General features: G+C 46.4%; 12 protein-coding genes. 9 read left to right on the top strand and 3 right to left on the bottom strand.

Translation table 11 applies throughout. The features are described from left to right. Window positions 1–70: 70 nt before the first annotated feature. The gene (locus tag VIB_RS00170) at window positions 71–862 is read right to left on the bottom strand and encodes a class I SAM-dependent methyltransferase (protein ID WP_004393861.1); all 792 of its coding nucleotides are present in this window, start codon (window positions 860–862) and stop codon (window positions 71–73) included. 273 nt (window positions 863–1,135) lie between these two features. On the opposite strand from VIB_RS00170, the gene asnC reads away from it, so the two are divergent. After that, complete coding sequence (asnC, locus tag VIB_RS00165) at window positions 1,136–1,600, top strand: transcriptional regulator AsnC (RefSeq protein WP_004393858.1); 465 nt, start codon at window positions 1,136–1,138, stop codon at window positions 1,598–1,600. Window positions 1,601–1,657: 57 nt separating this feature from the next. Here the strand turns inward: asnC and tsrA are convergent, their stop codons facing one another. Both tsrA and VIB_RS00155 read right to left on the bottom strand, forming a co-directional pair. After that, window positions 1,658–1,939, bottom strand: a complete 282-nt coding sequence (gene tsrA, locus VIB_RS00160; RefSeq protein ID WP_004393857.1) for an H-NS-like global regulator TsrA — start codon at window positions 1,937–1,939, stop codon at window positions 1,658–1,660. Between the two features lie 144 nt (window positions 1,940–2,083). Next, window positions 2,084–3,298: a multidrug effflux MFS transporter gene (locus VIB_RS00155; protein ID WP_050782697.1), complete on the bottom strand. Its 1,215-nt coding sequence runs from the start codon at window positions 3,296–3,298 to the stop codon at window positions 2,084–2,086. A 99-nt stretch (window positions 3,299–3,397) separates the two neighbouring features. Here VIB_RS00155 and VIB_RS00150 point away from each other — a divergent pair, with 99 nt between their 5' ends. From VIB_RS00150 to choV, 8 genes are all read left to right on the top strand, one after another. Continuing rightward, a complete protein-coding gene (locus tag VIB_RS00150) occupies window positions 3,398–4,360 on the top strand; it encodes a LysR substrate-binding domain-containing protein (protein WP_004393852.1) in 963 nt (320 codons plus the stop codon). Window positions 4,361–4,518: 158 nt separating this feature from the next. After that, on the top strand, window positions 4,519–6,306 hold the full coding sequence (locus VIB_RS00145) for an aminopeptidase P family protein (protein ID WP_004393849.1): 1,788 nt from the start codon (window positions 4,519–4,521) through the stop codon (window positions 6,304–6,306). 406 nt (window positions 6,307–6,712) lie between these two features. Beyond that, window positions 6,713–7,315, top strand: a complete 603-nt coding sequence (gene betI / locus VIB_RS00140; protein WP_040903566.1) for a transcriptional regulator BetI — start codon at window positions 6,713–6,715, stop codon at window positions 7,313–7,315. Between the two features lie 8 nt (window positions 7,316–7,323). Then, a complete protein-coding gene (gene betB, locus VIB_RS00135) occupies window positions 7,324–8,784 on the top strand; it encodes a betaine-aldehyde dehydrogenase (protein WP_040903564.1) in 1,461 nt (486 codons plus the stop codon). Between the two features lie 9 nt (window positions 8,785–8,793). Next, window positions 8,794–10,533 carry a choline dehydrogenase gene (gene betA, locus VIB_RS00130; protein WP_004393842.1) on the top strand — a complete coding sequence of 580 codons (1,740 nt, stop codon included), beginning with the start codon at window positions 8,794–8,796 and terminating at the stop codon, window positions 10,531–10,533. Continuing rightward, window positions 10,526–11,449, top strand: coding sequence for a choline ABC transporter substrate-binding protein (locus VIB_RS00125; protein ID WP_040903562.1), 924 nt, complete (start codon window positions 10,526–10,528; stop codon window positions 11,447–11,449). Before betA ends, VIB_RS00125 begins: the two co-directional genes overlap by 8 nt. Window positions 11,450–11,506: 57 nt before the next feature. Then, the gene (gene choW, locus VIB_RS00120; protein ID WP_040903560.1) at window positions 11,507–12,352 is read left to right on the top strand and encodes a choline ABC transporter permease subunit; all 846 of its coding nucleotides are present in this window, start codon (window positions 11,507–11,509) and stop codon (window positions 12,350–12,352) included. Then, window positions 12,352–13,542 carry a choline ABC transporter ATP-binding protein gene (gene choV / locus VIB_RS00115; RefSeq protein WP_004393838.1) on the top strand — a complete coding sequence of 397 codons (1,191 nt, stop codon included), beginning with the start codon at window positions 12,352–12,354 and terminating at the stop codon, window positions 13,540–13,542. The genes choW and choV overlap by 1 nt, the downstream gene beginning before the upstream one ends. Window positions 13,543–13,555: the final 13 nt, after the last annotated feature.

The raw sequence follows: 13,555 nt of genomic DNA, 5'->3' as shown, positions 1-13,555 counted from the left end.
ATAATGCTAATAATTCGCAGTTAGATATACCGCGAACCATTGACGAAGGCAAGGCGATTTTTTCTCCAATCTACCGATTATTTGCTTGCATGGCGGCAAGTACATAAACATCAAAGCGATTTTTTTTGGTTTCAATCGCCATACTCGGTTTTTGTTCCGCTAACCAAGGTGCGTAATCCGGCCGTTTGACCACTACCCGCTGACTGGCTAATTGCAATGCGGGAGCCAGTAGCCCATCAGCATCATGATCCGCGCCAACCAGAGATTGAAAAACTCGCATCTCTTTTTTAACGAGTGCGGTTTTTTTCTTATGTTCTGGATGTGGATACATAGGATCGAGATACACCACATCCGGTTGCTCAAACTGACTGTCGAGAGCTAAATGCTGCAAAGCCGCATGACTCGATGCATGGAGCAGCGTTACCCGCTGACTGACCCACGGACCAATTTCATGGTCTTGTTTGGCGCGGGCTAACCCATCGTCAAGCAAAGCCGCCACCACAGGATGACGCTCGACCATTTGTACTCGACAACCTAATGAAGCGAGAACGAACGCATCTCGACCTAAGCCAGCGGTTGCATCTAATACCGTCGGGACCATACCTTTATTTAACCCAACCGCTTTGGCTATCGACTGCCCTTTACCGCCACCAAACTTACGTCGATGAGCGACAGCACCGGTTACCCAATCGACGTAGATCGCGCCCAACTTTGGCTCATCCGTTTTACGTAGCTCTAAACGCTGCTCGGTCAACACCAAGGCAAAGACACTTTCGTTACTATGGGTCAGTTGCCAGCGCTGCGCCAGTTGCTCAAGCTCTGACGAGCGCTGTGGGGCTTCACATATCAGTTGTAGCTGCAAAGGGTCACTCCAGAGAGAAAAAACAGCGCTCAGTGTAGCGAATTTTCAACGGAACCGCGATATTTTCACAAGTCCGCTCGTTCCGCTTAAGGCGTTGAATCAAACCACAGTTGGCAGCAACGGTAAATAATGCTATATCCAACAGAGCTGATGCTGTAGGCCAACCTATTTAGCTCATACAATAAGTCGGATAATCATAGCGCTACCGCTTCAACCCAAAGGGTCTATCAACGGCAGATGGCCCATCGCCTAACGCTGAATTTAGGAATGGATATGCAAACCGCTTCAACAAAATTAGATGATTTAGATCGCGCCATTTTAAAAATTTTAATGGATGACGCACGCACCCCTTACGCTGAGATGGCCAAACAATTTTCGGTCAGTCCCGCCACGATTCATGTGCGAATCGAGAAAATGAAAGCGGCCGAGGTTATCCAAGGCACTGAAGTAGTAGTCAATACCAAAAAACTCGGTTACGACGTGTGTTGTTTCATTGGCATTAATCTTAACGCTGCTCGTGATTATCACTCTGCGCTGGCTAAGTTGAATGCGTTAGAAGAAGTGGTTGAAGCTTACTACACGACGGGCGCTTACAATATTTTTGTCAAATTAATGTGTAAATCGATTGAAGAGCTACAGTATGTATTGATCGATAAGCTACAAGCGATTGATGAAGTGCAATCGACCGAAACCTTAATCTCGTTGCAAAACCCGATTAACCGCAACGTCAATCCCTAAAACGCAATCACCCCAACCTGAACGATTGGGGTGATTGATGATAAACGGTGCTGATGTTTATTTATTGAGGTAGTTCAACAGATCTTGAGCAGAAATGCCTTGCTCAGAAAGTTGCTTGGCCAGCAATTCCACTTGCTCCCCTTTGCGAGCTTCGATGACTTGTTCAAATTGATAAACCAAGTCACGCAATACAGGAACCGGTACTTGCTTAGCTGCACTACGAATACGTTCACTACTTTGGTTACCCAGTTCATTGAGCAACTTGCCAAACATCACTTTTTCCGGTGATTCATCCAGCTGTTCCCAAATGCGAGCCATTTCATAAGTGGTCATTGACATCGTATCGTATTCCAAAAATATCGTTCAAAAGTAAGAGTGAACAATATACACATCTTCCACCCTTTAGAAAATAGCTAACCCGTCTATTTTCAGGCCAAACATGGCATGTTCTGAGCGCCTATGTTTTAGCGTATCCGATAACTATTAAGAATTGAGCGCCCATTGATGCCAACGACGACCAACTTTTGAAAACAAAATAATCAGTGCCGGAGCCACCAACCACATATGCAAAGCTATCAAGATTTGTGGTTCAAAACTTAAACGTTGTAATGTACCAACCAGTAAACCTGAACCACTCATTTGGAATAATCCTAATAAAGCGGCAGCGGTACCCGCTCGGTCACCAAACGGAGCTAACGCTTTGCCCGCTGCTGCACCGAGAATCCATGCAAAGCCTATTGATGAAATAAAGATTGGTAACATAAATGCTAATGCAGTGGCAACCTCAGCTAACATCACCATCACGCTACCACCCACCAGCAGGGCGATAATTCCCAACACTAACGTGCGGTGTGTGCCAACCCGATCCATCATTTTCGGAGCCGACAAACAAGCGACGATATTCACTAACGCGTTAATTCCAAACCAAAAAGTAAACTGGTTCATACTCAGACCTAAGCGATCCATCAGTATTAAAGGCGCAGAAACGACGTAAGCAAGGATCACTGCCATCGCTAACATACATAACGAAGCATGAAACAGAAACGAAGGCGTTTTTAATACTGACCAGTAACGAGACCAAGCAAAGTAAGCTTGCTTCTCGGTCGTGGGGTTGGTTTCTTTCATACTAAACAGGATCAGCAACCCAATCGTCATCGCAAAACCCGCCATAAAACTAAAATTAGCGCGCCAGCCGAATTGCTGGGTTAACCAACTGCCCAAAATAGGCGCCAGTGCCGGGATAAAACAGATCGCACCATTTAAATAGCTGATCATTTTTCCACTGCGCTCTGGGCCAAAAAGATCGCGAACTGTTGCAAAGGCTGCTACCGATGTCGCGCACGCACCTAAGCCTTGTAACAACCGAGCAATCAGCATCCATTCAATACTTTGTGCACTCCACGCCAATAAAGCGCTCAAGGCATAAATGCTGATTCCAACTAATGCAACAGTTCGACGTCCATATTTATCTGCGAGTGGTCCAGCGAACAGTTGTCCGACGCCCATCGCAAATAAAAACCAAGTGATCGTATCTTGTGCTAATGCATGTTCCACGTGAAACGTTTGGGCAATTTTCGGTAAAGCAGGTAAATAAATATCAATCGCCAAAGGGCTAAACAGCACTAACAGTGTCAGTAGCACCATTTGCAAACGACTTGGTGTCGGTAAAGCAGTCACGTTCACGGAATTATTCCACATCAATAAGGGTATAAATTAAGAGGTACCTATCATAGCGGCAAACAGATATGAATAGAAATGGCGTATACTCATCAGCATTATTCCCAAATGGAAAAATAGATGAAGATTGAAAGCTTAGCGCGCCTTGACCTCAATTTATTGGTTTGCTTAAAAGTATTGATCGAAGAGCTCAGCGTGACCCGTACCGCAAGTCGACTCTGTCTTAGTCAATCGGCGGTCAGTAAATCACTGGCCAAATTGCGTATTCAATTTGATGATCCGTTGTTTATTCGTCACTCATATGGATTAAAACCCACACCTAAAGCCTTATTTCTTAAACCTAAACTGGATATTTTGGTCAATCAGTTAGAGTTAATTAACCAGCCGGAAGTGTTTGCTCCCCAATCGAGTGAATATCGCTTTCACATTGCCGCTGTGGAAAGTGTGTACTCGCTGATTCTGCCACACTTTTTACCGGCTATTTTTAGCCAGGGGCCAAAACTGAATATCAGTACTCATGCCTGGAGTGATCAAACCTTCAAAAAATTACAGCTCGGCGAATTAGATCTGGGGATCACCGGCAAAGACATTGATATTAATGATGCACGGCTAACCATGCTGCCTCCGAAAGACATTTGCGAACAAGAAGTCTTCAGAGACACTCAAATGTGTGCCGTTCGCCAAGATCATCCGGTATTAGAACGCACATGGAATTTAGAAAGCTACCTCTCTTTACGCCACGTTCAAGTGCGCTGTGATGGCAACGATCGTTGGTTACTCGACTATCGACTCGCTGATATCGGCTTAGAACGAGATATTGCTATCACAGTGCCTGATTTTAATAGTGCTGCCAGCTTATGTACCTATACCGACTTTGTGTTTACCGCCCCGCGACACTTTACTTACATGATTGCTCGGCAGATGAATCTGGTGGTTTTACCTATCCCATTGGAATTTCCACCGATGGCCTACACGCTATTTTGGCACCGCGATCGAGAAGACGACCCTGCGCTCAGTTGGCTACGACAAATTATCGACAGCAAAACCACGCATCTTCGCCAACACGGTTATGGTGTTGAATAGAAAATTAAGACAAGCTCAGTAAACGCATCAATTAAGGCTTATCTACTGAGCCAAATCAGACAGATTTGCACCCCTATAGCAAAAGAGGTAGCTTATATTATCTCTGGCTTACCACTGCCATGAGCCTTTATCAAGGACCGTTAACAAGGATTACCCTCATGTCACACCCCATTGCTCAACGTATTACTGAACTGCGCCATTGGCTGATTCAACAAGGCTTAGATGCCCTAATTGTTCCTCATGAAGATGAGTATCTCGGGGAATACGTACCGATTCAAAACGAACGCTTAGAGTGGGTTACTGGCTTTACTGGCTCGGCCGGTGCTGCCGTGATCACCAGCGATAACGCCGCTATCTTTGCTGATGGTCGCTACACGGTGCAGGTGCCGAAGCAAGTACCTAGCGACATTTTCCAGTATCGTCATTTAATTGAAGAGCCTTATCTACAATGGATCACCGAACAGCTCCCTAAAGGCAGTAAAATCGGTTATGACCCAAGAATGCACCGAGCTAGCTGGTTAACCAACGCTCAACAGCTATTCGCTGGTGAATACTCACTGGTGGCCATCACTGAAAACCCGATTGACCTATTATGGCAAGACCGCCCAGCGCCAGTGACCTCGGCGATGAGACTGATGCCTGTTGAACAAGTGGGCGTCGATTGCCACACTAAACGTGCAACCATAGCTAATCTATTACAGGCTAAAAAAGCCGACTGCGCGATTCTCACTGAACTGGATTCTATTTGCTGGCTATTAAATATTCGTGGGCTCGATGTGGCTCGCCTGCCAGTTTTGCTCTCACACGCGATCATTCATGCTGATGCGAGCGTCGACTTTTTCTTCGAACCATCGCGCTTAGCAACCGGTTTTGAGCAGCACGTAGGCGCGGGAGTACGTGTTTATCACCCCGAGCAATTACAATCCAGATTAGAACAACTTACTGGCCGCACAGTGATGCTCGACCCAGCGACCAGTAATGCGTGGTTTACGCTGGTATTACAAAATGCTGGCGCCAAGCTGATCAATGATAGCGATCCATGCTTACTGCCCAAAGCGGCCAAAAACCCAACGGAAGTGGCAGGAATGAAAGCCTGTCATATCCGTGATGGCGTGGCGATGAGTAAATTTCTCTCTTGGCTAGACCATGAGGTCGCCGCTGGTCGTCTCTACAATGAAGCCCAGTTAGCTGACCAACTTTACGCTTTCCGTGCTCAAGACCCAACACTGGCCGATCTTAGCTTTGATACGATTTCTGCCGCTGGCAGTAATGCGGCAATGTGTCACTATAATCACCTCAATCAGCCGCAGCCCGGTGAGCTTAGTTTAAATAGTTTGTACTTAGTTGATTCAGGCGGTCAATATCTCGACGGTACTACCGATATCACGCGTACCATTGCGATTGGTCAGCCAAGCGCAGAGATGAAACACCAGTTTACGCTCGTGCTTAAAGGGCATATCGCCTTAGCTCAAGCTCGCTTTCCAGCAGGGACTTGCGGCCATCAATTGGATGCGCTTGCACGCCAATATTTATGGGCCGAAGGCTACGATTACGATCACGGTACAGGCCATGGTGTCGGACACTTTTTAAGTGTCCATGAAGGGCCACAACGGATCAGCAAAGTCCATAACCCCGTCGCTTTACGTCCTGGTATGGTGCTGTCTAACGAGCCTGGTTATTACCGAGCTGACGAGTTTGGCATTCGGATTGAAAATCTTGAGTTAGTGGTTGAGATCCCAACCCAAGGGGATAAAAACATGCTTGGCTTTGAAGCGCTGACTCGTTGCCCAATCGATACCAGAGTGATTGATTTTAGCCTGTTAGCCGCGTATGAGATTGCTTGGCTTAATGACTACCACCAGAAGGTGTGGCGCGACATTAGCCCACTGGTCGAGAGCGAGGTGAAACTCTGGTTAGAAAAAGCCACTCAGCCAATCACTCTATAAGCGGATAAATCCGAGTGTAAACCAGTCTGCACGCTGAAACCAACCACTCTGGTTACACCGATTTGCTTCGTGTTCTATTCTCTCGGCTAAGCTTTCATTTTAATCCCTTAACCTCTTGGTTAAGGGATTTTTTATACCCAACTCATCTCTTATCTATCGCCAAACAACGTGGAGTACAGTTTCAAGTAGGATGGATATAAACACTTCAATAGACTAAAACACCTCTAATTATTAATAAAAATTCAACAATCAAAAAAATAAAATAACCATTTGATTTAAAGGTAAAAATAAAACCAACACTTACCAAATCCTCATGCAAAACAAAAATAATAGTTTGAGATCTAACGATTATTTGAGTAAAGTTATTGTTAACTAATCGTTCAATTAAAGATAACAGGGAGTGTTAATGCCTAAGATTGGAATGCCTGACATACGAAAACCACAACTCGTACAGGCCACCATGACGGTGATTGAACAAGTTGGATTACACGCTGCTAGCATTGCCTTGATCAGCCGCCAAGCTGGGGTATCAACCGGGATCATTAATCATTATTTTGGTGGTAAGCACGGCTTATTAGAAGAAACCATGCGCGTTATCCTTCGTGAGCACTCACTCACCGTGACGAATGCGTTAAGCAAACTCAAAAAGGACGCTCATCAAGCGCGAATTAATGCCATAGTGCAAGCCAATTTCGCCGGCTTTCAAACCCAAAGTCACGTCGTCAAAACTTGGTTAGCTTTCTGGTCATATTCAATGCATGACCCACAACTCAACCGTTTACAACGGGTGAATGAAAAACGGCTAATTTCTCATTTACACATTGAACTCAAAGCATTACTCCCCAAAGCTCATGCCCAACGAGTTGCGCAGGGCATCGCCGCTCTAATCGATGGTTTCTGGCTACGTGGTGCGCTTAATCCCAACGGGATTAATGCCGACCAAGCCCAGCACTTAATTAACGATTACTTACAACAACAACTCGCTCAACATGCAGCACTTACTCAATAGGTCTTTATATGGAAATCGCTTCACTTTATATCGATGGCGCGCTTTGCTATGCGTCATCGGGAGAAACTTTCACCAGCTACAACCCCGCAACCGGAGAGCCACTGGCCATTTTAGGTCAAGCTAGCACCAGCGACGTGCAAGCGGCGATTGATTCCGCTCAACGAGGATTTGCGATTTGGTCAGCCATGACCGCGACTGAGCGTAGCCGAATTTTGTTAAAAGCGGTCGCGATACTCCGTGAGCGTAATGATGAGTTAGCCAAACTCGAAGTCCAAGACACCGGCAAACCGATTCAAGAAGCACTTACCGTTGATATCACCACGGGCGCCGATGTGATCGAGTACTTTGCCGGCCTAGCCCCAACGCTGCAGGGTGAGCAGCAACCACTCTCAAACAGCCAATTCTTTTATACCCGCAAAGAGCCGCTGGGCATTTGCGCAGGGATTGGCGCCTGGAACTATCCTATCCAAATTGCGATGTGGAAATCAGCCCCCGCTTTAGCAGCGGGTAATGCCATGATTTTTAAACCATCAGAAGAAACGCCGCTCAGCGTACTCAAACTGGCAGAAATTTTTACACAAGCAGGTTTACCGGATGGCGTGTTCAACGTAGTGCAAGGAGATGCCCGAGTAGGACAAATGCTCACCGCTCACCCTGAGATAGCAAAAGTATCTTTCACTGGGGAAAGTGGAACCGGTAAAGCGGTGATGGCCGATAGCGCGAAAACGTTAAAATCAGTGACCATGGAGCTGGGCGGTAAATCACCCTTGATCATTTTTGATGATGCTAAGCTCGCCCAAGCCGTCTCAGCGGCGATGACCGCTAATTTCTATACCCAAGGCGAAGTGTGTACTCACGGCACTCGGGTATTTGTTCATCAATCCATTTATCCAGCATTTATTGAACAACTTAAAGCGCGCACGGAAGCTCTCGTTGTTGGCGATCCGATGGATCCAAATACTCAAGTAGGCTCGCTGATCTCTCAACAACATTTTGACAAAGTGCTGTCAGCGATAGATAACGCCAAACAAAGTGGAGCCACCCTGCTCACCGGTGGAAAAGCGGTCACAGAAGGTTCATGCGCCAACGGTTACTTTGTTGCCCCTACTGTGTTTATCGATTGTGACGATGAAATGGCCTTTGTCCAACAGGAGATCTTTGGCCCAGTAATGGCGGTACTGAGCTTTGTGGATGAACAAGAAGTTATTCAACGGGCTAATAACACCGATTACGGCTTAGCCGCTGGGGTGTTTACCCAAAACCTTTCTCGCGCTCATCGTGTTATCCACCAGCTACAAGCCGGTATTTGCTGGATCAATACATGGGGAGACTCTCCAGCGCAAATGCCTGTCGGTGGTTACAAACTATCGGGCGTAGGAAGAGAAAATGGTATCGAAACCTTAGCTCACTATACCCAAACCAAAAGTGTGTTAATCGAACTCGATGACTTCGTCGGCCCTTATGCTTAAGGAGTGATCATGAAACAGCATTATGACTATATTATTATCGGTGCCGGATCAGCAGGATGTGTGTTAGCGGATCGATTAAGTGAACATCCAGATAACTCGGTGTTATTACTTGAAGCCGGCGGCAGTGATAAAAGCATTTTTATCCAAATGCCAACCGCCCTGTCTTACCCGATGAACAGCGCTAAATACGCTTGGCAATTTGAATCTCTCGCCGAACCTGGACTTGATGGCCGACAACTGCATTGTCCACGCGGCAAGGTCTTAGGGGGCAGCTCTTCCATCAACGGCATGGTTTATGTCAGAGGCCATGCTTGCGACTTTGATGAGTGGCAACAGCACGGTGCACAAGGCTGGGATTACGCCTCATGTTTACCCTACTTCAAACGTGCCGAATCATGGAGTCAAGGAGCGGATACCTATCGAGGCGGTGACGGTCCAGTGGCGACCTGCAACGGTAACGAGATGACGCTCAACCCACTTTACCAAGCCTTCATCGATGCTGGCGAACAAGCTGGCTACCCGAAAACCGATGATTACAATGGCTACCAACAAGAAGGTTTTGGGCCAATGCACATGACGGTTAATAACGGAGTGCGCGCTTCAACCGCCAATGCCTATTTAAAACGTGCTTTAGCTCGACCTAACTTAACCCTGCTTAAAGGCGTACTGACGCGTAAAGTGCTACTCAAAGATAAACGCGCGATTGGCGTCGAATTTGAAAAAGGCGGCCAAACCCAAGTGGCGTTTGCTAATCAAGAGGTCATTTCCAGCGCTGGCTCAATTGGTTCCGTACAATTACTGCAATTATCGGGGATTGGCCCTAGTGATGTATTAGAGAGTGCTGGCATTAAAGTGCAACACCAACTACCCGGCGTGGGTGAAAACCTGCAAGATCACTTAGAAGTTTATTTTCAGTATCGCTGCCAACAACCGATCACGTTAAACAGCAAACTCGGTTTAATCAGCAAAGGGATGATCGGCACCCAGTGGATCTTGACTAAACAAGGCCTAGGGGCAACCAACCATTTTGAATCTTGTGGCTTTATTCGCTCACGCGCCGGACTCAAATGGCCAAATATTCAATACCACTTTTTACCAGCCGCGATGCGTTACGATGGCCAAACCGCGTTTGATGGTCATGGCTTTCAAGTGCATGTTGGTCCCAATAAACCACACAGTCGCGGCCGGGTTTGGATTCGCTCCAGCGATCCAAAGCAAAAGCCAGCGATTCTGTTCCGTTATTTATCACACCAACAAGATATTCAAGATTGGCGAGACTGCATTCGCTTAACTCGTGAGTTACTCGCGCAGCCCGCATTAGATGACTATCGTGGTGAAGAAATTCAACCCGGCTTATCCATTAGCAGCGATGAAGCGATTGATAATTGGGTTAAACAAAATGTTGAGAGTGCTTATCACCCCTCTTGTAGCTGCAAAATGGGCTCAGCCGATGATGCCATGGCCGTCGTGGATCACCAGTGTCGAGTGTTTGGTATTCAAGGGTTACGGATTGTCGATTCCTCCATTTTCCCCACCATACCCAACGGTAACCTAAATGCTCCAACAATCATGGTTGCCGAACGTGCCGCTGATATGATCCTCAATAAATCGCTGTTACCTGCTGAACCTGCCCCAGTGTGGATTGCAGACAGTTGGCATAATAAACAGCGTAGCCGAGCAGCCATTCGACCAATGGAACGCTCAACTTCTCAGGAAAATAGTTCAATGACAAGGAAACATTATGCTTAAAATGACCACCTATCTCTCCGTCGCTGCATTATCATTCAATGCTTATGCTAACCAATGTCAAACGGTTCGCTTTGCCGATGTCGGCTGGACAGATATTACCGCCACCACCGCCGTAGCAAGTGAAATCCTGCAAGGACTTGGTTATCAGACTCGCACTCAATTACTCTCCGTACCCGTGACCTACTCTTCGATGGCTAATGGAGATATTGACGTATTCCTTGGCAACTGGATGCCAACCATGGAAGCGGATATCGCCCGTTACCGTGAAGCAGGGACCGTTGAAACCGTACGTGCTAACCTAGAAGGCGCAAAGTATACCCTAGCCGTCCCTCAGTATGTCTATGATGCAGGTATTACCTCTTTTGCCGATCTCGCCAAACACAGTGATAAATTTCGCAATCGAATCCTTGGCTTAGAGCCTGGCAATGACGGCAACCGCGCCCTGCTGTCTATGATTGAAGATGACGCCTATGGCCTCGGTGAGTTTTCGATTGTTGAATCGAGCGAAGCGGGCATGCTCTCACAGGTTCAACGCTCTGTACGTCGTCAACAATGGGTGGCTTTTCTTGGCTGGGAACCACATCCAATGAATACTATGGTTGATATGGTTTATTTAAGTGGTGGTGATGATTACTTTGGTCCTAATTACGGTGGCGCTAGTGTTCACACTAACGTGCGTCAAAACTACCTTAATGAATGTGAAAACGTTGGTAATTTCTTAACTAACCTCGTCTTTAGCTTAGAAAGTGAGAATGAGTTAATGGATGCTATCCTCAACCAAAATCAATCCCCTGAACAAGCGGCTCAGCAATGGCTACAAGCGAATCCTGAAACGCTAAGCCGCTGGCTCAACAATGTAACCACCATTGACGGCCAACCAGCTCTTGCCGCTGTAAACCTATATTTATCTCGCTAATTTTTACCCCTCGCGTGGCGATAGCTTCACCGGCCATCGCCAAGTGAATAAGGAACTATGCTTATGATTACTGAACACAAAATTCCTCTCGGACAATGGATGGAGTCGTTTGTTGACTGGCTGACTATTCATGGAGAACGATTTTTTGATGTGATCGCTTTTGTATTAGAAAGTAGTATTTTATTGTTAATTGATCTATTTAAAGCCATGCCACCAGCCGCTCCCATTTTGATCACGGCCGCTTTGGCTTGGTGGCTACATCGCAGCTTCTCTCTGGTCATTTTCATCATTGCTTCATTACTACTGATTCTTAACCTTGGCTACTGGCAAGAAATGCTGGAAACCTTTGTTTTGGTGTTTGCCGCAACAACGATTTCCGTATTAATTGGCGTACCAATTGGTATTATGGCTGCTCATCGAGCTTGGCTATACACCCTATTGAGACCGATTCTTGATTTGATGCAAACCGTACCAACGTTTGTCTACCTGATCCCGACCCTAGTTTTATTCGGTCTTGGCATTGTTCCGGGGCTAATCTCAACGATTATTTTTGCCATTGCCGCCCCGATTCGTCTGACCTATTTAGGGGTAACCCGAGTTCCAGAAGAGCTGCTTGAAGCAGGGAAAGCTTTTGGCGCTAGCAAAATGAAGCTGTTGTTTAAAGTCGAACTTCCCGCCGCTTTACCCAGTATCATGGCCGGTATCACCCAATGTATTATGCTTTCGCTCTCAATGGTGGTCATCGCAGCCTTAGTCGGTGCCGATGGTCTTGGTAAACCCGTCATTCGCGCCCTCAATACGGTTAATATTTCCCAAGGCTTTGAAGCCGGTCTCGCCATTGTATTGGTTGCCATCATTCTTGACCGTTTATGTAAAACGCCGCAACGTAAGGAAAACAGCTAATGAATGCGATCACGATACGTAACCTTGATGTCGTCTTTGGCGACAATCCCCAACCTGCATTGGATTTACTCGATCAAGGCAAGTCACGCCAAGAAATTAATGCTGCAACCGGCACTGTGGTTGGCGTGAATAACGTGAGCCTTGATGTTGAACAAGGTGAAATTTGCGTACTCATGGGGCTGTCCGGTTCCGGTAAATCAAGCTTGCTACGCGCTATTAATGGCTTAAATTCGGTGTCTCGCGGTTCACTACTGGTTCAAGATGGCCAGGATTCAATTAATCTGGCCGATTGTAATCAAACCACACTCCGTCAACTGAGAATGCATAAAGTCTCGATGGTATTTCAAAAGTTCGCCTTAATGCCATGGTTAACCGTGCTGGATAACGTCGCTTTTGGTTTAGAAATGCAGGGCGTTGGTAAAAAACAACGTCGCCAGCAAGCCAGAGAAAAGCTACAAATGGTTGATCTACAAGAGTGGGAAGATAAATACCCACATGAACTCTCAGGCGGAATGCAGCAAAGGGTTGGACTCGCCCGAGCCTTTGCCATGGACAGCGACATACTATTAATGGATGAGCCTTTCTCTGCTCTTGATCCTTTAATTCGTAGTCAGCTACAAGATGAGCTATTAAGCTTACAGAAGAAACTCAATAAAACCATTGTCTTTGTCAGCCACGATCTCGATGAAGCGTTAAAAATCGGCACCCATATTGCCATAATGGAATCAGGAGAGCTGATCCAACATGGTACACCGGAAGAGATTGTGTTAACCCCTACCAATCAATACGTCAAAGACTTTGTCGCTCATACCAATCCATTGAATGTACTGAAAGGTCGTTCGTTAATGAAAGACTCATCCTCTTTCAGTCAAGATCAACAACGCTGGCAAGTTTGTTCGCAACGTGATTTATGGTTAGAACATAAGGAACAAGGTTGGCAGTTAACTGGCACTAATCATCAGCCACCCTCATTACAGCTGATGGCTTGGCAATCGGGCATGTCAACCACGGAACTAAACTCGACCACTTTAGTGATGACCAGTCCTGAAATCAGTATGCGCGATGCGATAGAGATCCGTTACAAAACCGGCCTGCCAATCCTACTCATCGATAAGCAGCAACTTGTTGGCACGCTAAATGACGATGATTTTTATCACGCGCTATTAGGTAAATATCATCAAGCCGCTTAATCGCTTTGTGACT

The sequence above is a fragment of the Vibrio metschnikovii CIP 69.14 genome, assembly GCF_000176155.1.
Classification (GTDB): Bacteria; Pseudomonadota; Gammaproteobacteria; order Enterobacterales; family Vibrionaceae; genus Vibrio; species Vibrio metschnikovii.
Note: the sequence above shows the minus strand (reverse complement) of the source record. Positions and strands in the feature narration are given on the sequence as shown.